The sequence below is a fragment of the Polaribacter sp. Hel1_33_78 genome, from assembly GCF_900106075.1.
Taxonomy (GTDB): Bacteria; Bacteroidota; Bacteroidia; order Flavobacteriales; family Flavobacteriaceae; genus Polaribacter.
Genome location: NZ_LT629794.1, coordinates 1912202 through 1931010 on the forward strand (window position 1 = coordinate 1912202; position 18809 = coordinate 1931010).

The following is an 18809-nucleotide window of genomic DNA, read 5'->3' on the forward strand; positions in this document are numbered from 1 at the left end:
TCTCAAGATTTAACAAGACAAAATGACTTTATTTTTTTCGTTTTAGTTGATGGTATTAAAGTTGATTCATTTATTATGAAAATTAAATTGTAAATCCTTTGAAAAAGGGAATCAAAAAACAAAAGAAAATGAACTTGAACAATTACACCACAAAATCACAAGAAACCATACAGATGGCGCAACAAATTGCCCAAAGTTTTAGCCATAATCAAATAGAAAATGAACATTTTTTTAAAGCATTAACTCAAGTTGATAAAAATGTATTACCTTTTTTATTGAAGAAATTAAACATTAATAGTATTGTTGTTGACCAAATTTTAGATAAACAATTAGAAAGTTTACCTAAAGTTTCTGGCGCAGAATTAATGATCTCCAGAGAAGCAGGTAAAACTTTAACAGAAGCAGCTGTCATTGCTAAAAAGATGAAAGATGATTATGTTTCAATAGAACATTTAATCTTAGCTATTTTTAAATCCAAAAGTAATATTGCTCAAGTTTTGAAAGACCAAGGAGTTACAGAGAAACATTTACTAGCAGCCATTGAAGAATTACGAAAAGGTGAAAGAGTTACTTCTCAAAGCCAAGAAGAAACCTATAATTCTTTAAATAAATACGCCAAAAACTTAAATAAATTAGCCGAAGATGGCAAATTAGACCCTGTAATTGGTAGAGATGAAGAAATACGTAGATTATTACAAATTTTATCACGGAGAACGAAAAATAACCCAATTTTAGTTGGGGAACCTGGAACAGGAAAAACAGCGATTGCAGAAGGTTTAGCGCACAGAATTGTAGATGGGGATGTCCCAGAAAACCTGAAAGACAAGCTTATTTTCTCTTTAGATATGGGAGCCTTAATTGCTGGTGCAAAATATAAAGGAGAATTTGAAGAACGTTTAAAAGCGGTTATAAATGAAGTAACAATATCTGCTGGAGATATTGTACTCTTTATTGATGAGATTCATACGCTTGTTGGTGCTGGAGGAGGTCAAGGAGCAATGGACGCGGCAAACATTTTAAAGCCAGCTTTAGCTCGTGGAGAATTAAGGGCAATTGGGGCAACCACTTTAGATGAATATCAAAAACACTTTGAAAAAGATAAAGCTTTAGAAAGACGTTTTCAGAAAATTATTGTGAATGAGCCCGATACTGAAAGCGCTATTTCTATTTTAAGAGGAATTAAAGAAAAATATGAAACTCATCATAAAGTTCGTATTAAAGATGAGGCCATTATTGGCGCTGTAGAATTATCTCAACGTTATATTTCCAATCGTTTTTTACCTGATAAAGCTATTGACTTAATGGATGAAGCCATGGCAAAACTTCGAATGGAAATCAATTCTAAACCAGAAGAATTAGATGTATTAGATAGAAAAGTAATGCAGTTAGAGATAGAAATTGAAGCCATTAAGCGTGAAAAAGACGAAGTGAAATTAAAATCTTTACGTTCAGATTTAGCAAATTTGAAAGAGGAACGTAATGAAATGAGTGCCAAATGGAAGTCTGAGAAAGAAGTTGTAGATAACATCCAAAACGCAAAATTAGTCATTGAAAATTTTAAAATTGAAGCAGAAAAGGCCGAGCGCGACGGTGATTATGGAAAAGTTGCAGAGATACGATATGGTAAAATTAAAACTGCACAAGAAAATTTAGAACAACTGCAAAAAGATTTACAAGAAAACCAATCAGAAAGTTCTTTAATAAAAGAAGAAGTAACTTATGAAGATATAGCTGAAGTTGTTGCAAAATGGACAGGAGTTCCTGTGACGAAAATGATTCAGTCAGAACGTGAAAAATTATTAAAATTAGAAGATCAATTACATAAAAGAGTTGTTGGACAAGAAGAAGCAATTATTGCAGTTTCTGATGCCGTAAGAAGATCTAGAGCAGGATTACAAAACCCTAGCAAGCCAATTGGTTCTTTCTTATTTTTAGGAACAACTGGAGTTGGAAAGACAGAATTAGCAAAAGCTTTAGCTTCTTATTTATTTGATGATGAAAATGCCATGACAAGAATTGATATGAGTGAATATCAAGAACGCCATTCTGTGAGTAGGCTAATTGGTGCTCCTCCGGGATACGTGGGTTTTGATGAGGGCGGACAATTAACAGAAGCTGTAAGAAGAAGACCTTATTCTGTGGTGCTTTTAGATGAAATTGAAAAAGCACATCCAGACACTTTTAATGTACTATTACAAGTTTTAGATGAAGGAAGATTAACCGATAACAAAGGACGTGTAGCTGATTTTAAGAATACCATTATTATTATGACTTCAAATATGGGAAGTCATATAATTCAGGAAAAATTTAGTGATCCAAAAGCTGATCTAGAATCTATAACTGAGTTGGCAAAAGTTGAAGTTTTAGGATTGTTAAAACAATCCGTAAGACCAGAATTTTTAAATAGAATTGATGATATAATTATGTTTACACCACTTACAAAAAGTGATATTTTTGAAATAGTTAAATTACAATTAGCTCATTTAAAGAAAATGATTGGCAAACAAGATATCTATATAGATGCCACAGATGAGGCTATTGAATATTTGGCTAGAAAAGGATATCAACCAGAGTTTGGAGCTAGACCCGTAAAAAGAGTGATTCAGAAGGAAGTATTAAATCAACTTTCAAAAGATATTTTATCGGGAAAAGTAACGACAGATAGTATTATTCTTTTAGATGCTTTTGATGATCAATTGGTTTTTAGAAATCAGTCAGATTTGGTTCAGAATTAATCATAAAAATTTAGTTATTCTTAAAAGCGGTATTTCAAAAATACCGCTTTTCCTTTTTTAGTATATTTGGAGTGAAAAATATTATCATGAAAAAATTCCTTATCCTATTTATTTTTATATTTAGTTCATTAATTTCTTGTACCTCAGAAGAAACTAAAACTACGTATTATCTAATTAGGCATGCAGAAAAAGACAGAACAGACGCAGCTAATAAAGACCCAAATTTGAATAGAAAAGGTTTAGAGAGAGCAGAAAGATGGGCTGATTATTTTGAAAAAATTAATTTAAATGCTATCTACTCTACAAATTACCACAGAACAATGCAAACCGCTGAACCCACGGCTAAAAGCAAACAATTAGCCATTAATAATTATGACCCAAGAGATATGTACGATTCAATATTTCAAAATAATACAGCAGGAAAAACAGTTTTAGTTGTGGGTCATAGCAATACAACTCCAACTTTTGTAAATAACATTTTAGGAGAAGAAAAGCATAAAAACATGGATGATCATGACAATGCTAGTCTATACATTGTAACTATTACTGACGGTAAAAAAATGAGTAAAATAGAGAAAGTTGAATAACGTATTTTAGAAATTGTGTGAAATTTATTTTTATATCAAATTTGTATCAAAATACTTTTTATAAAATTATTAGATAAAAATTTTTCATTCTCCAAAAATTACCACAGCTAACAACTTTAGTTTAAAATATCAACTTTAATATCTTCCAAAATAATCTCAGAAACTTTTTTAAGCTGATTTTCTTCAAAAGCTTGATCAATATCAATTAAGGAAATTGAGTTATTTAATGGTTTATAATTATCATAATCTACAAAACGAATTCCTTTTTTATTGCTTTGCTCCTTTAAAGCTCTAAACCGTTTCCCTCCTCCATTTGTATGATAAGCGTACGCTAAGTAATCAATTAAAAAATCCTCTTTACCAATCCAGTAAATAAATACATCTTCAAAGTCTTCTCCTCCTCCATCTTCAGAAAATGTGATTTCAACTTTGTAATATTCTTTCCCTTTTATTGTTGATGAAGGCAAACGTTTTGCATGAACCGCTTTATCATCCAGTCCAAAAGGAAGTACGGAAAAATAATGCACAGAATTAACGGAATTAGCATACTTTAAAGCCATTGAATCTGCAACCTTAATCTCCACTCCTTCAGCGAATCTTGTAAAATTATTATTACTTAAAATATCCTTAATCGAATCAAAACTTCTAGTTAAATTAAAAAGTCCCTTGTTTCTTTTTGCACTATATTTTTTATCTCTAAATTTAAAGGCAATATTAGCGTTAGAAACCTTATTTGCTCCCGAATTTATGATACAATTATCTATGATGTCCTGAGCAGTATACTCCTTTTTTGAAGCCTTGCATGAAATAATGAAAAGTGCTAAAAGTATATAGAAGTATTTCATTCTGTGTTTTTTTAAGTTATTCAATAGTTGAAGTACAATATTACACTTCTTTATCTTAACCAAAAATGTATATTTGTAAAAATAATTTTAAAACTAAATCAGTCAATGACTGTTCAGAAAAAGATAAATATACAGAATAAAAAAGCACGTTTTGAATTTGAAATTCTAGACAAATTAGTTGCTGGAATTCAATTAACGGGAACAGAAATTAAATCAATAAGATTAAGTCAGGCTAGAATTACAGAAAGTTTTTGTGAATTTAATGAACGTGGAGAATTGTTTATTGTGAATATGTATATCCAAGAATATATGTTTGGTCATCATTTTAATCACAAACCAAAAAGTGAACGTAGATTGCTTTTAAATAAACGCGAATTAAGAAGTTTACGAAAAGATGTTGAAGCCAAAGGAAATACGATTGTTCCTTTACGTTTGTTTATAAATGATAGAGGTTTTGCTAAATTAGAAATTGCATTAGCTAAAGGGAAGCAAACGCACGATAAGCGTGAAGTTCTTAAAGACCGAGATAACAAAAGGGATTTAGCCAGGATTAAAAAGAGTTTCAATTCGTAATTAATTCCTGATGTTAAGAGAAAAATTAAAAGATTATAATATAATTTTAGCTTCTGGCTCTCCAAGAAGACAGGAATTCTTTAAAGATTTGAATATTGATTTTACAATTGAACTGAAAGAAGTTGCAGAAGTATATCCAAAAGAGTTAAAAGGTTGCGAAATCACTGATTTTTTGGCTGATTTAAAATCAAAGGCATTTACAAACTTATCAGAAAACGATTTATTAATTACTTCTGATACTATTGTTTGGCTGGATGGTAAAGCTTTAGGTAAACCAAAAAATGCAGCAGATGCATTTAGCATGTTAAGCGCTTTATCAGGAAAAAAACATGAAGTAATTACTTCAATAAGTATTAAAAGTAAATATTTTCAAAAGATAATTAGCGATACAACCATTGTTTCTTTTAACAATATTACTGATGAAGAAATTAATTATTACATAAAAAACTATAAACCTTTTGACAAAGCTGGTGCCTACGGAATTCAGGAATGGATTGGCCTTATAGGTATTAATAACATAGAAGGAAGTTATTTTAATGTAGTAGGATTGCCTGTTTATAAACTTTATAAAGAATTGATGAACTTGTAATTTCTCATCATATTTAGTTTAAAAAATTTAAATCTTGGACTTCCTCACATTATGTTAAAAAGTCTTTTTTCTAATCTCGCTTTTCTCTTCTTTAAAGGGAAATAAAAGTTTATTTTTACGCAAATTTTACAACACAACAAGTTTACAATGAAAAAATATACATACACAGAGAAAAAAGATACACGTTCTGGTTTTGGTGATGGTTTAACTGAATTAGGAAGAACAAATCCAAACGTAGTTGCTCTATGTGCAGATTTAATTGGTTCTTTAAAAATGGATCAATTTATTAAAGAAAATCCAGAAAGGTTTTTCCAAATTGGAATTGCAGAAGCAAATATGATTGGTATTGCTGCTGGTTTAACCATTGGAGGTAAAATACCTTTTACAGGAACGTTTGCCAACTTTTCCACTGGTAGAGTTTATGATCAAATACGCCAATCCGTTGCATACTCTGGAAAAAATGTAAAAATTTGTGCTTCACATGCAGGTGTTACTTTAGGAGAAGACGGAGCAACACACCAAATTTTAGAAGATATTGGTTTGATGAAAATGTTACCAGGAATGACTGTCATAAATCCTTGTGATTATAATCAAACAAAAGCAGCTACTATAGCAATTGCAGATTTCGACGGACCAGTATACTTGCGCTTTGGACGCCCAAAAGTTCCTGTATTTATGCCAGAAGATGCAAAATTTGAAATTGGAAAAGGAATTCAATTAACAGAAGGAACAGATGTAACTATCGTTGCAACTGGTCATTTAGTTTGGGAATCTTTGCAAGCAGCTGAACAATTAGAGGCTGAAGGAATTTCTGTTGACGTTATAAACATTCATACAATTAAACCTTTAGATGAAGAAATTATCTTAAAGTCTGTTGCAAAAACAGGTTGTATTGTTACCGCTGAAGAACATAATAAGCTAGGTGGTTTAGGAGAAAGTGTTTCTAGAACCTTAGCTTTAAACAATCCAACTCCACAAGAATTTGTTGCTACTAATGATACTTTTGGAGAATCTGGAACTCCAGCTCAATTAATGGCGAAATATGGTTTAGATGCGGCAGCAGTTTTAAAAGCTGTAAAAAAAGTAATTTCGAGAAAATAAGAACGTTTTCATTTTAAAAAGTGTAAAATAGAAATCGATAAAACTTAAATTATGAAAAAAATAATTTTAATATTGTGTTTGACTTTAGGATTAAGTCAGGCGTCGAATGCTCAATTAGATTTTGGTGTTAAAGGAGGTTTAAACTATAACTCAAATTCAATTAAAGAGGTTCAATCTGACGTTTTCTCTGGCGCAAAAAGTAAAACTGGTTATCATGCAGGAGTTTGGTTACGTTTTAAATTACCTATTCTTGGTTTTTATGTTAGACCAGAATTGGTGTATACAAATTTAGAAAATGAAGTGTTTTATAAATTTGCAGCCAAAACTACTTCATATTCGTTTCAAAAAATAGACATTCCTATTTTATTAGGAAAGAAAATTTTTGGAATTGGCAATGTTTTTATTGGGCCATCTTTTCAATATATTTTAGCTTCTAATTTTGAAATTAGTGATATTTCTACTGTCGATGCTGATGGCTTTACAATGGGGCTTCAATTTGGTGGGGGAGTTGAATTTGGCAAGTTAGGAATAGATCTAAGATGGGAAAGAGCTTTTTCTGGAATTGAGTCTACCTTTCTTGCAGGTGCAATAGAACGAAATTTTGATACTAGAATCAATCAAATTATTATTGGTTTGTCCTATAAATTATAACAAAAACTTCTTTCATTAAAAAATGCTCTTGATTTCTCAAGAGCATTTTTTGTTTTTTAGTAAGAATTAAATTTATTTATTTAATATCTGGATTTAAATAATCTGCCAATGTTGGATTATTAGAATCGCTAAAATCATTTGCTGGGTTTCCATCTCCATTAGCATCCTCATCTTTTGTTAATACCCCGTCTCCATCATCATCAATATCAGAGTAATTTGGAACCCCATCTTTATCTGTATCATCATCTCTAGGATCGCCATTACCATCTACATCTTCATTAATTGAAGGGATACCGTCATTATCATGATCTGTATCTTGCACAAAGTCAAATAAATTTATATAGAAAAAGACAGATTCATTTGCTAAAATAGGACCTTTACCTTGATTAGAATATGCCAAACCGGAAGGAATAAATAAAATTCCATTTCCTCCATTTTCGTAAGTAATTGGACCATTATCCGTTATATTATCTCCTCCTTTGAATTTTGTGTATCCAAAAGTCCAGCCTCTAATCACGCTATTAAGTGTAAACCAAATACCATTATTATTATCAAAAGAGTTACTAATACTATCAGTATTAACGATTCTTTGACCAAAATATTTTACAAACACAGAATCCATTACTGTTGGGAATCCTTTATCTATGCTCGGACTACCTATTCTATTAGTATAATAATATAAAGTATAATCTACTTCAAAATCTGTAACACTCATCGACTTTAACTTAGAATCATCATAAAGCGCAGTCTCTCCAGAAACTAAAGTTTTTACCGAATCAACAGAAGTATCAAAATAATGATTTTTTAAAAATTTCACTAAAGTATCATTATCCATTAAAGCTTGCGCTTCGTAATCAAAATCATCAACAACTCCAGTAGACGAGGTACCGCAAGCATAAATAATTAGAGTAAAAACTATAAAAGCTACTATGTTTTTTATTTTATTCATTTATTATCAAAATTTGTGCTCGCAATTTACCATTTTTATACCTTTGTAAAAAGACAAACTTTAATTTTTAACTTTTTTTATGAGAATTGATAAATACTTATGGTGCATCCGATTTTTTAAAACGAGGAGTATAGCAACTACAGCTTGTAAAAAAGGACAAGTTAAAATTGAAAATAAGAATATAAAACCCTCCAAAGAAATTTTTGGAAGTGAATTGATTTTAGTTAGAAAAAATCAAATTAATTATCAAATAAAAGTTTTAGATTTACCAGAGAGCAGAGTTGGGGCAAAATTAGTAGATATTTACAGAAAGGATATTACACCAAAAGAAGAATTTGAAAAGAATGAACTTTTAAAATATTCTAAAGATTATTACCGAAAAAAAGGTACTGGAAGACCTACTAAAAAAGATAGACGAGATATAGAAGGATATCAGGAGGAGACAGAAGATACAGAAGAAAACTTATGACAGTAGAAAGTAACATCATATTAAATACGGTTCAAGTAAACCAAAAAATTAAAAGAATCGCCTACCAGATTTACGAGAGCAATAGCAATGAAAAAGAAGTAGTTATTGCTGGTATTGTGGGAAATGGTTATATTTTTGCTAAAAAACTAGTGGAAATTATTCAAGAAATTTCTACTCTAAAGGCAACTATATGCCAAGTAAATATTAATAAGAAGAAACCATTAGAACCAGTTTCAACTTCATTAGAAGTTAAAGATTACAAAAACAAATCATTAGTCCTGGTGGATGATGTTTTAAATTCTGGAACTACATTAATCTATGGCGTAAAGCACTTTTTAGATGTTCCTTTAAAAAGATTTAAAACTGCAGTTTTAGTGAATAGAAATCATAAAAAATATCCTGTTAAGGCAGATTTTAAAGGAATTTCATTATCAACTTCAATCAAAGAACACATCCAGATTGATTTTTTAGATAAGGAAGCTACAGCCTATTTAATTTAATATTTTCTCTAATTCCGCCGTAATTTCCTTTTTAGATTTATCATCAATTTTAATAGTCATTTTAGCCTGCTCATAAAAAGGACGTCTTTCAAAAATATGTTTAGCGACAAACTCAGGAATTTTATCATCTCCTAAAAAAGCAATTAGCGGTCTTTTGCTTTTCTTTTTAATTAGTCTTTTAATTATAGTTGGAATACTTCCTTGTAAATAAACAGAAATTACATCACTTTTATTGATTTCTTCCATGTTATTTCCATAACAAGGTGTCCCTCCACCTAAAGAAAGTATGAAATCATCATTTATCGACAGAATTTCACTTAAATATTTGCTTTCAATTCGGCGAAAGTAGATTTCACCCTTATTTTTAAAAACATCCTGAATAGACATGTGTTCTTTTTCAATAATGTAATCATCTAAATCTATAAACCTCATAGACAACTTCTTAGAAAGTCTTTTTCCAACGCTAGATTTCCCAGAAGCCATATACCCTAATAAAACTATTTTCACTTTTTTATATTTTAAGCAAATATCTTAAAAATTATTCGATTTTATATTTCAAATTACAATGTTTGATAGTATATTTGCACCACTCTTAAATTAAGACCTGGTAGCTCAGTTGGTAGAGCATCTCCCTTTTAAGGAGAGGGTCCTGGGTTCGAGCCCCAGCCCGGTCACAATAAAAAGTTAAGCTCATTGCTTAACTTTTTTATTTTAGTTCTTAAAAAGCGCGTATGGCGGAATTGGTAGACGTGCAAGCTTGAGGGGTTTGTGTTCGCAAGAACGTGCTGGTTCGACTCCAGTTACGCGCACTTTTATAGAATTAAAAATGACTTCTTCACAAAATATTAACCTTTCTATACCGTTTTATTCTTAAATTAGCCATTATGCAAAAGAACCTATTTATTCTGTGTTTATTTTTAAGTTTAAGCGCATTTTCGCAAAAAGATTCTATCCAATCTAAAACCTTAAAAGGTCAAATTATACACGCTTTAAGCAAGTACCCTTTAAGTGCTGCTCATGTTTTAAATTTGAACACGGTAAAAGGAACCATTACGAATGAAAAAGGTTTTTTTGAACTACCTACAAAAACAAATGACACCATTTTAGTTTCTTATTTAGGGTTTTCTTCAATTAAATTAAAAATTACAAATGATTTACTGAAAGGCAATGAGCTAGAAATTGCACTGTATGAAAAGCCTGAAGAAATTAAAGAAGTTATTATAAAGTCAACCAAGTTAATTGGAGTTTTAGAGATAGACATTAAACAAGTACCAAAAGACAGATTTACCAGAATCCATATTAACGGTTTGCCACAAACGTATGAAGTTGGGAATCCGAAAAGTAAAAACTTCTCCTCTCCTATTGCTGCTTTATTTCAACCTATTGATTTCTTATATAATCTTTTTGGGAAAAAACCTAAACAGTTAAGAAAGCTTCAAAAGCTAAAAAAAGAAGATAATTTACGTAAAATGTTAGCCGGTAAATTTGATAGAGAAGTTATGATGGAATATCTAGATATGGATAGACAAGAATTAACAGACTTACTTGTTGATTGCAGTTACTCAGATTACTTTATTAAAAAAGCGTCTGATTTACAAATGATTGAAGCTGTATTAGATTGTTATGAAAATTACAAAGCACTCAAGAAAGGCAAAATAGAACGTAATAAAATTCCGGTAAAAAACTAATTAAGTCAATTGTTTGTCGTTGGCATTTATAGAATTTAGGAACCTCTATCCTTTTTAAAGATCTCCTTTTTGTTTATAGCACGGCCGTCCTAACGAATTTTCATTTTACTTTTATGATATAAAGTTAGAAAGTGCTTGCACTTTGTAGAAATAGTAAAAAATAACTACATATATGAATATAAAACAATAAAAAATCCAGCTTTTAACTGGATTTTTATGTTATCATAAGAAATAATTTTTTATTGATTTCCTAATATAATTGGCATTCCAGATTTCCCAGAACCAATAATAATTACTTTACTATTCGGAGATTTAGAAAGCTCTAAAGTAGCTTCAATTCCTTTTTCTTGTAAAATTTTATCGGTTAGAGATGCACTTAAAATTTTATTTGCTATCGCTTTACCCTCCGCATCAATTTCTTGTCTTTTTGCTTCTTTCTCTGCTTTCGCAATTCTAAACTCGTATTCCAAAGATTCTTGCTCTTGTTTTAACTTAGTTTCAATTGCTGTTCTAATAGTGGTTGGTAATTTAACATCTTCTACTAGTACTCGTGTAACCAACAAATATTGATTTTTTAAAACTATTTGAATTTCATCTAAAATTTCTTGCTCAATTACATCTCTTTTACTCGAATATAATTGTTCTGGTGTATAACGTCCAACAACACTTCTTGCTGCTGCATTAATTGCAGGGTCTAGCAATTCACGCTCATAATCTTCTCCTTTCGTTTTAATTAGTAATCCCAAATTTTTAAACTCTGGTTCATACCAAATTGTACCATTTACTTTAACTTCTAACCCATTTACGGAAAGCACATTCATTTCATCTGAAATAGATTGTTGACGAACTTTTCTTACAATCATTCTATTCCAAGGAGCTACAATATGAAATCCTTCTCCATACGTTCTTTCAGTATTTATACCACTTCCTAAAGATTCAAAAATAACTCCTCCTTCTCCAGGACCAATAGTTATCGTAGATTTTGAAAATAAAATTATTACTGCTACAATTATTACAACAAAAAAGATGCCTCCTTTTGGTAAATTTAATTCCATTTGATTATTTGCCATTTTATATGTTTTTAATTATGATCAAATTTACGATATAAGTTCTTTAAACACAATCTATATACTAAGAATCTTTAGAAACTTAAATTTATAAAGTGATAGGACTTAAATAAAAATAATCTTTTAAACTTCACCAAATTCATTTTATAATTCAGTCTTTTTTTTTCAAAAATAGGTTTCTAAAGCATCTTTAAATACACTTTTAAAATATTAGATTCAAAATTTACCAACCATAGACTAATATTATCGATTTATTTTATGAATAAAAAAATACAAATAAAGGTTAAACAGACTCGTACTTTTCATATAAAGTTAAAAAAACACGTATGATAAAATTAAATTTTACCATGAAATTTTCTAATGAACCATTCCGCTGTAATTAAAGAAATTACAAAAAATAAAATCCATTTCCAATCAATTAAATTTTGTTGTTTAACTGATGATTTTTGAACTGTATAAAAAGATTTATTTTCTAAAAGTTCATTTTTTAAATCATCAATCTGATTTTTATAAAACAGTTTCCCCCCTGTTTTTGTAGCCAATTGTTTTAACTTATTTACATTAGCATTTGTAAACTGCTCTTCAATTTGATATTCGGTAATTTTAAAACGCCCATATTTATGAATATCCTGATCTAAAACCTCAACTCTATAGGTATATTCTCCGGAAGTTAGGTTCTCTATCTCTAATTGATAAGAATTGTTAATTAATGAAAAAGGAATTTTTATAACTTCTCTTGTTTCTTTATTTGTTATCAATAATTCTAAAGTTGCTCTTGCATCAAATCGATAGTTTTTATCTGTATAAAATGCTGAAATATTGACCGTTGAATTTGCAGGATAGATATTTTCTGCGGCTACTTCTAAACGATCTCTCTTTTTATTAGATGCCAAAAATTGGACTAAACTTCCTGTAAACTTATCAAATTCTTCAAAAGAATTGGTCGTTAGAAAACTGGCAGCTCTCCATTTCCAAATTCCTTCTCCAAATAAAACTGCAGATTTTTGATTATTCACATCAAAATTGACCAATAAAGGTTGTTTGGTTTGAATTCCGTTAATATTTTGGTGCAATAAGATTTGATGCTCTTTAGAAATAGAAACTTCTCCGAATTTATCTTTTAATGGGGGATAATTATTAAAACCAATATCCTCTTGTAAAAAAGTTAAAAATGAATCATTATAAATTGCACCATAATTTTCTGTTTGATTAATTGCTATCTTTCTAAAACCTAATTGATTTTCATTAATAAAATTCCAATCTGTATTTGCACCAGAAATCATGAAAAAATTTCTATTATTTTGTTTTATTTGGGTAAATATAGAATTAAACTTATTGTTTGGTTGATATAATATAACTAATTCATAATCAATTAATTCATTTTTAAATTTATCAATTAAAAAAAAATCTACAGATCGCTGTTTATTGCGCTCTATTGACTTTTTTAGAGTGCCAATATCTGGGTGTATAACTGAACTTAAAACAAGAATTTTTGTTTGTTCATCTATAACCTCTACTGAAAAATTCTTAATGTTATTTTTGATGTTTTTTTCATTTGTGAGTTTTCTAATAGAAGCTGTAAAATATTGCAGACCTTCTTTAGAAGCATTTAAATTTGCCACTATCGTTACTGATTTTTTAGAAGGTGAAAAACGAACATTTTTTCTAAAAATTGTTTTTCCATCAGTGAAGATTGAAAACTGTGAAGTTATACTTTTATCACCTTCATAATTTAAAATTATTTCAACAGGAAATTTATTCTTTATATAACTGTATTTGTTAGAATTTAGCTGCGTAATTTTTAAATCAACATACTTAGCAGTATCACCAATAACAATAGGGTAAATAGGTTGTTTAGAATTTAGGAATTCATAATCTGATCCTATCGTTTGGTTGCCATCAGTAAGTAAAATAATAGGTGCAATTTTATCTTTATGTAATTCATTTACCCCAAGTATTGCTTCTGAAATATTAGTTTGATTTTCCAAAAAACTAAAGCTATCCGTTACTTGTAAAGCAGCACCAAAAGAAAAATTGCTAAGCTCAAATTTCTTTTTTAAATCAATATTGTCATTTAAATTCTTAATTAAATTTAAGACGTTTTTATTCTCCTGAAAAAAAGACACTGATTTAGAGTTGTCAACTAAAATTGATACTACTGGTTTTATATTATTTATTTCTTTTATTTCAACTTTTGGGTTGATTAAAAGTAAAATTAACAGAAAAAGACTTACTGTTTTTAAAATAAATAAAATTGGGGTTACTTTAATCCTGTTTTTTAATTTGTAATATTGAAAATAAGCCACGGAAAGACTGAATAAAAATCCTAAAGTTATAGATATTATGAAAGTGAGTTGCAATATATTTATTTTAGTGGCAAAATATAAATATCGTATAAAAAAGAGAAACCTGCAACGTTATATGTGGCAGGTTTCTGAATAATTGAAAATTAAAAAAATTAAGTACTTTTAAGGCATAAAAAGAAGCTTTAAGGTTATCTAAACTATAGCGTTAAATAATGATATTTAGCACCTTCTTTCATGTAACTTTTTAAAATCCCCATACTTTTTAAATCATCTAGTATGTTATACAAAATAAGTATTAATGAGATATTTTTTATTTTCTTTAAAATCTGAAAACTTGTCAAATGATTTTCTTTTAAAGCTTCAATAACAGCTTGATGTGTGGTCGATATTTCTTTTACATTCATAATTCAATATTTTTTTCTACCATAAATTTACAGTATAAATTTGTTTTGTGGCATTAAAATTAGATACTTGACCATATTTTAAAGATAATTTGAAGCTAACAGTAGATGAACTAAAAAAAACACTAAAGAAGTGATTATGTAAGCATTCCACCATCAACAGACAAAGTTTGTCCAGTAATATAAGAACTCATATCAGAAGCTAAAAATACGCATGCATTTGCAATATCTTCAGGCTTTCCTCCTCTTTTTAGTGGAATAGCATCTCTCCAACTTTGTACAGTTGCTTCATCTAATTTTCCTGTCATTTCTGTTTCTATAAATCCAGGCGCTATTACATTACTTCTGACGTTTCTTGAACCTAATTCTAAAGCTACAGATTTTGAAAAACCTACGATACCTGCTTTAGATGCCGCATAATTTGTTTGACCAGCATTTCCTTTTAAACCAACCACAGAACTCATATTTATAATAGAACCTGATCTTTGCTTCATCATTGGTCTAATCACAGCTTTTGTTAAATTAAAAACTGATTTTAAATTTACCTCAATTACTTTATCAAAATCTGCTTCAGAAATACGCATTAACAAATTATCTTTTGTAATTCCTGCATTATTTACTAAAATATCTATTGAACCAAATTCTTTTTGAACTTCTTTGGCCAATTCTTGGGCTGCATCAAAATTTGCTGCATTTGATTGGTATCCTTTCGCAGAAACTCCAAAAGATTTTAATTCTTCTTCTAAAGCATTTGCAGCATCTACCGAAGAACTATATGTAAAAGCAACATTTGCACCTTGTTTTGCAAATTCAACTGCTATTCCACGTCCAATTCCTCTAGTTGCACCAGTAATAATTGCTGATTTATTTTCTAGTAATTTCATATTGTTTATTTAGTTGATGATCAAATATAAAAAAGAAATTCCCGTTTTCACGGGAATTTATATCTCATTCTCTTTTTAGAGCTCGTTTATTTTAAGACACTTGAAACCATTTCTCCAATTTTTGCTGGAGAACTAACTACATGTATTCCGTTTTCTGCTAAAATTTTCATTTTTGCTTGCGCAGTATCATCAGCTCCGCCAACAATTGCTCCAGCATGTCCCATTGTTCTTCCTGCGGGTGCAGTTTGACCTGCAATAAAGCCTACAACTGGTTTTCTATTACCATCAGCTTTAATCCATTGCGCAGCTTCTGCCTCTAAATTTCCACCAATTTCACCAATCATTACAATTGCTTCTGTTTCATCATCATTCATCAGCAATTCAACAGCTTCTTTTGTAGTCGTTCCAATGATTGGATCTCCTCCAATACCAATTGCAGTAGATATTCCAAAACCTTGTTTTACAACTTGATCCGCAGCCTCATAGGTTAATGTGCCTGATTTAGAAACAATACCAACTCTACCTTTTTTAAAGATAAAACCTGGCATAATTCCAACTTTAGCTTCACTTGGAGTGATTACTCCAGGGCAATTTGGACCAACTAATCTAGTATCTTTATTATCAATATATGCTTTTACTTTTACCATGTCCGCAGTAGGAATTCCTTCAGTAATACAAATAATTACTTTAATTCCTGCATCTGCAGATTCCATAATTGCATCAGCAGCAAAAGCTGGTGGTACAAAAATAATTGAAGTATCTGCTCCTACTTTTTCAACAGCCTCTGCAACTGTATTAAAAACTGGCTGATCTAAGTGTTTTTGACCTCCCTTACCTGGTGTTACACCACCAACAACATTAGTTCCATAGTCAATCATTTGACCGGCGTGAAAAGTGCCTTCACTACCCGTAAAACCTTGTACAATAATTTTTGAATTTTTATTTACTAAAACACTCATGGTTTATTATTTAAATTTGTTCCGCAAAAATAGTTTATTGATTGTTTCTAAGAAAGAATTTTAGGAATTCTTTCTATCTTTTAGAAAACGTTTTATTTCTGCCATTTCTTTTAATTTCTCTCTAGATTCTGAAATCGGAGTTCCAAAATAACTTTTTCCTCCTGCTACCGACTTTGTTACTCCTGTTTGACCTAATATGATAGCTCCTTTGCCAATTGTTATACCACTATTTGTCCCGACTTGCCCCCAAATAGTTACTTCATCTTCAATAATAACACAGCCAGCGATACCAGTTTGTGAAGCTATTAAGCATTTTTTACCAATAACTGTATCATGTCCAACATGAACTTGGTTATCTATTTTTGTTCCTTCTTTAATTATGGTATCTCCTGTAACCCCTCTGTCTATTGTACAAGAAGCTCCTAAATCTACATTATCTTCCAAGACAACTCTTCCTCCAGAAATAAGTTTATCATAACCTTCTGGCCTATTTTTGTAATAAAAAGCATCAGCACCTAAAACTGTATTTGCGTGTATCGTTACATTATTTCCAATAACTATATTATCATAAATTGTAACATTGGGATGAATTACAGAGTTTTTACCAATTTTCACATTGCTACCAATAAAAACATTAGGCTGTATAATTGCGCCTAAACCTATAACTACAGTCTCAGATATACTTTTTTTAGAGGCAATAAATGGATTGAAATTAATTGTTAATTTATTAAAATCTCGAAAAGGGTCTTCGGAAATTAAAAGTGATTTCCCCTCTGGACAATCTACTCTTTTGTTAATCAATATAGTTGTTGCAGCTGATTCTAGAGCTTTCTTGTAATATTTTGGATGATCCACAAAAACGATATCTCCTTTTTCTACTACATGAATTTCATTCATACCTTTTATAGAAGAAGAGGCATCACCAACAAACTCACAATTCAAAATTTGAGCAATTTCTATTAAAGTATGTATTCTTTTAAAATTCAATTTATTATTTCAATTTAAATGCACTCTAATTTTTCTTGAAAGAAATGATTAAAAAACTAATGGATATAAAATAGCCATCAAACTTTATTTGATATCCATCTGAAAGAAAAATTATTCTTTAATACGCTCTTGATACGTTCCTTTTGTAGTTTCAATTTTAATTTTATCTCCTTCATTAATAAATAAAGGCACGTTTACTGTGGCACCGCTTTCAACAGTTGCAGGTTTTGTTGCATTAGTAGCTGTATTTCCTTTTACACCAGGCTCCGTATGTGTTACTTCCAAAATTACACTAGCGGGCATATCAACAGATAACGGCATATCATCTTCAGAATTAATGATAATAGTAACAGTTTCTCCTTCCTTCATTAATTCAGGAACATCGAGAGCACTCTCTAATAAACGAATTTGAGAGTAATCTTGTTCGTTCATAAAATGATAAAACTCACCATCGTTATATAAATATTGAAACTTATGTGTTTCAACTCTTACATCATCTATTTTTCTACCTGCAGGAAATGTGTTATCTACCACTTTTCCATTCGTAACACTTTTCAATTTTGTTCGAACAAATGCTGGACCTTTACCTGGCTTTACATGTAAAAATTCTATAATTTTATATATATCATTATTATATCTAATGCATAATCCGTTTCTAATATCTGATGTAGTTGCCATTTAATTTTTTATTTGTTTTGTTATAAGTATTTTATTTTCAAAATAATTACTAATTAATTTACATTGAAGTACCCTTTCATAATTCCTCTATGTGAATCTTTTATAAATTGTATAATTTCATCACGTTCAGTAGTTGCTTCCATTTCTGCTTCTATAATATCAATTGCTTGCGTATAATTATAATTTTTCTGAAATAAAATTCTAAATATATTTTGAATTTCTCTTATTTTTTCTGTCGAATATCCTCTTCTTCTTAGTCCTACAGAGTTAATACCTACATAAGATAGTGGTTCTCTTGCTGCTTTAACATAAGGAGGGACATCTTTTCTAACCAAAGATCCACCGGTAACAAATGCGTGTTTTCCTACAGACGCAAATTGATGTACAGCAACCATTCCTGCTAACACTACATTATCACCAATCGTTACATGCCCTGCTAAGGTTGTATTGTTAGATAAAATACAATTATCTCCAACAAAACAGTCATGTGCAATATGACAATAAGCCATTATTAAGCAGTTATTACCAACTGTCGTTTTCATTCTATCTTTCGTGCCTCTGTTTATGGTTACACATTCTCTAATGGTAACATTATCTCCTATTTCTACAGTAGTTTCTTCATCATCAAACTTCAGGTCTTGTGGAATTGCGGAGATTACTGAGCCAGGAAAAATTCTACAATTTTTACCGATCCTTGCACCCTCCATAATAGTAACGTTAGAACCAATCCAAGTTCCAGAACCAATAACTACGTTGTTATGTATTGTTGTAAAAGGTTCTATTACTACATTTCTCGCAATTTTTGCTTGAGGGTGTACATATGCTAATGGTTGATTCATA

At 30.0% G+C, this 18809-nt stretch carries 20 protein-coding genes and 2 tRNA genes; 11 read left to right on the top strand and 11 right to left on the bottom strand.

The features are described from left to right. Positions 1 to 128 precede the first annotated feature (128 nt). Positions 129 to 2735 carry an ATP-dependent chaperone ClpB gene (gene clpB / locus BLT88_RS08150; protein WP_091954118.1) on the top strand — a complete coding sequence of 869 codons (2607 nt, stop codon included), beginning with the start codon at positions 129 to 131 and terminating at the stop codon, positions 2733 to 2735. An 86-nt stretch (positions 2736 to 2821) separates the two neighbouring features. Then, on the top strand, positions 2822 to 3322 hold the full coding sequence (locus BLT88_RS08155) for a histidine phosphatase family protein (RefSeq protein ID WP_091954120.1): 501 nt from the start codon (positions 2822 to 2824) through the stop codon (positions 3320 to 3322). A 116-nt stretch (positions 3323 to 3438) separates the two neighbouring features. Here BLT88_RS08155 and BLT88_RS08160 read toward each other — a convergent pair whose 3' ends face one another. Beyond that, positions 3439 to 4167, bottom strand: a complete 729-nt coding sequence (locus tag BLT88_RS08160) for a DUF6503 family protein (RefSeq protein WP_036786523.1) — start codon at positions 4165 to 4167, stop codon at positions 3439 to 3441. A gap of 105 nt (positions 4168 to 4272) precedes the next feature. On the opposite strand from BLT88_RS08160, the gene smpB reads away from it, so the two are divergent. The 4 genes from smpB (at position 4273) to BLT88_RS08180 (ending at position 7081) form a co-directional block, all read left to right on the top strand. Continuing rightward, positions 4273 to 4740 (top strand): SsrA-binding protein SmpB, encoded by a 468-nt coding sequence (smpB, locus tag BLT88_RS08165; RefSeq protein ID WP_036786525.1) that lies wholly within the window; start codon positions 4273 to 4275, stop codon positions 4738 to 4740. A 10-nt stretch (positions 4741 to 4750) separates the two neighbouring features. Beyond that, positions 4751 to 5329 carry a Maf family nucleotide pyrophosphatase gene (locus BLT88_RS08170; protein ID WP_091954122.1) on the top strand — a complete coding sequence of 193 codons (579 nt, stop codon included), beginning with the start codon at positions 4751 to 4753 and terminating at the stop codon, positions 5327 to 5329. A gap of 147 nt (positions 5330 to 5476) precedes the next feature. Further along, positions 5477 to 6430, top strand: coding sequence for a transketolase family protein (locus BLT88_RS08175; protein ID WP_036786529.1), 954 nt, complete (start codon positions 5477 to 5479; stop codon positions 6428 to 6430). A gap of 51 nt (positions 6431 to 6481) precedes the next feature. Next, a complete protein-coding gene (locus tag BLT88_RS08180) occupies positions 6482 to 7081 on the top strand; it encodes a porin family protein (protein WP_091954123.1) in 600 nt (199 codons plus the stop codon). 76 nt (positions 7082 to 7157) lie between these two features. Here the strand turns inward: BLT88_RS08180 and BLT88_RS08185 are convergent, their stop codons facing one another. Further along, a complete protein-coding gene (locus tag BLT88_RS08185; protein WP_091954125.1) occupies positions 7158 to 8030 on the bottom strand; it encodes an FKBP-type peptidyl-prolyl cis-trans isomerase in 873 nt (290 codons plus the stop codon). Positions 8031 to 8109: 79 nt separating this feature from the next. Between BLT88_RS08185 and BLT88_RS08190 the strand changes: the two genes are divergently transcribed. Together BLT88_RS08190 and BLT88_RS08195 are read left to right on the top strand one after the other, a co-directional pair. Beyond that, positions 8110 to 8499, top strand: coding sequence for an RNA-binding S4 domain-containing protein (locus BLT88_RS08190; protein WP_036786536.1), 390 nt, complete (start codon positions 8110 to 8112; stop codon positions 8497 to 8499). Continuing rightward, complete coding sequence (locus BLT88_RS08195; protein ID WP_091954127.1) at positions 8496 to 8999, top strand: phosphoribosyltransferase family protein; 504 nt, start codon at positions 8496 to 8498, stop codon at positions 8997 to 8999. Before BLT88_RS08190 ends, BLT88_RS08195 begins: the two co-directional genes overlap by 4 nt. Here the strand turns inward: BLT88_RS08195 and BLT88_RS08200 are convergent. After that, positions 8991 to 9506 (bottom strand): shikimate kinase, encoded by a 516-nt coding sequence (locus tag BLT88_RS08200; protein ID WP_036786540.1) that lies wholly within the window; start codon positions 9504 to 9506, stop codon positions 8991 to 8993. The genes BLT88_RS08195 and BLT88_RS08200 overlap by 9 nt on opposite strands. Positions 9507 to 9600: 94 nt before the next feature. Between BLT88_RS08200 and BLT88_RS08205 the strand changes: the two genes are divergently transcribed. The 3 genes from BLT88_RS08205 (at position 9601) to BLT88_RS08215 (ending at position 10687) form a co-directional block, all read left to right on the top strand. Continuing rightward, positions 9601 to 9673, top strand: a tRNA-Lys gene (locus tag BLT88_RS08205). A 51-nt stretch (positions 9674 to 9724) separates the two neighbouring features. After that, positions 9725 to 9808: transfer RNA gene (locus BLT88_RS08210), tRNA-Leu, on the top strand. 75 nt (positions 9809 to 9883) lie between these two features. Further along, positions 9884 to 10687: a carboxypeptidase-like regulatory domain-containing protein gene (locus tag BLT88_RS08215; protein WP_036786542.1), complete on the top strand. Its 804-nt coding sequence runs from the start codon at positions 9884 to 9886 to the stop codon at positions 10685 to 10687. Positions 10688 to 10926: 239 nt separating this feature from the next. Here the strand turns inward: BLT88_RS08215 and BLT88_RS08220 are convergent, their stop codons facing one another. The 8 genes from BLT88_RS08220 to lpxA form a co-directional block, all read right to left on the bottom strand. Next, the gene (locus BLT88_RS08220) at positions 10927 to 11757 is read right to left on the bottom strand and encodes a prohibitin family protein (RefSeq protein WP_036786544.1); all 831 of its coding nucleotides are present in this window, start codon (positions 11755 to 11757) and stop codon (positions 10927 to 10929) included. 332 nt (positions 11758 to 12089) lie between these two features. Continuing rightward, positions 12090 to 13880, bottom strand: a complete 1791-nt coding sequence (locus tag BLT88_RS08225; RefSeq protein WP_231959942.1) for a VWA domain-containing protein — start codon at positions 13878 to 13880, stop codon at positions 12090 to 12092. Between the two features lie 377 nt (positions 13881 to 14257). Further along, positions 14258 to 14464, bottom strand: a complete 207-nt coding sequence (locus BLT88_RS08230) for a hypothetical protein (protein WP_036786547.1) — start codon at positions 14462 to 14464, stop codon at positions 14258 to 14260. Between the two features lie 134 nt (positions 14465 to 14598). Then, complete coding sequence (gene fabG, locus BLT88_RS08235) at positions 14599 to 15345, bottom strand: 3-oxoacyl-[acyl-carrier-protein] reductase (protein ID WP_091954128.1); 747 nt, start codon at positions 15343 to 15345, stop codon at positions 14599 to 14601. A gap of 86 nt (positions 15346 to 15431) precedes the next feature. Further along, positions 15432 to 16304: a succinate--CoA ligase subunit alpha gene (gene sucD / locus BLT88_RS08240; protein ID WP_091954130.1), complete on the bottom strand. Its 873-nt coding sequence runs from the start codon at positions 16302 to 16304 to the stop codon at positions 15432 to 15434. 60 nt (positions 16305 to 16364) lie between these two features. Continuing rightward, positions 16365 to 17291: a UDP-3-O-(3-hydroxymyristoyl)glucosamine N-acyltransferase gene (locus BLT88_RS08245; protein ID WP_091954131.1), complete on the bottom strand. Its 927-nt coding sequence runs from the start codon at positions 17289 to 17291 to the stop codon at positions 16365 to 16367. 111 nt (positions 17292 to 17402) lie between these two features. Beyond that, positions 17403 to 17969, bottom strand: a complete 567-nt coding sequence (efp, locus tag BLT88_RS08250; protein WP_036786554.1) for an elongation factor P — start codon at positions 17967 to 17969, stop codon at positions 17403 to 17405. Positions 17970 to 18022: 53 nt separating this feature from the next. Continuing rightward, positions 18023 to 18808, bottom strand: coding sequence for an acyl-ACP--UDP-N-acetylglucosamine O-acyltransferase (lpxA, locus tag BLT88_RS08255; protein ID WP_036786556.1), 786 nt, complete (start codon positions 18806 to 18808; stop codon positions 18023 to 18025). Position 18809: the final 1 nt, after the last annotated feature.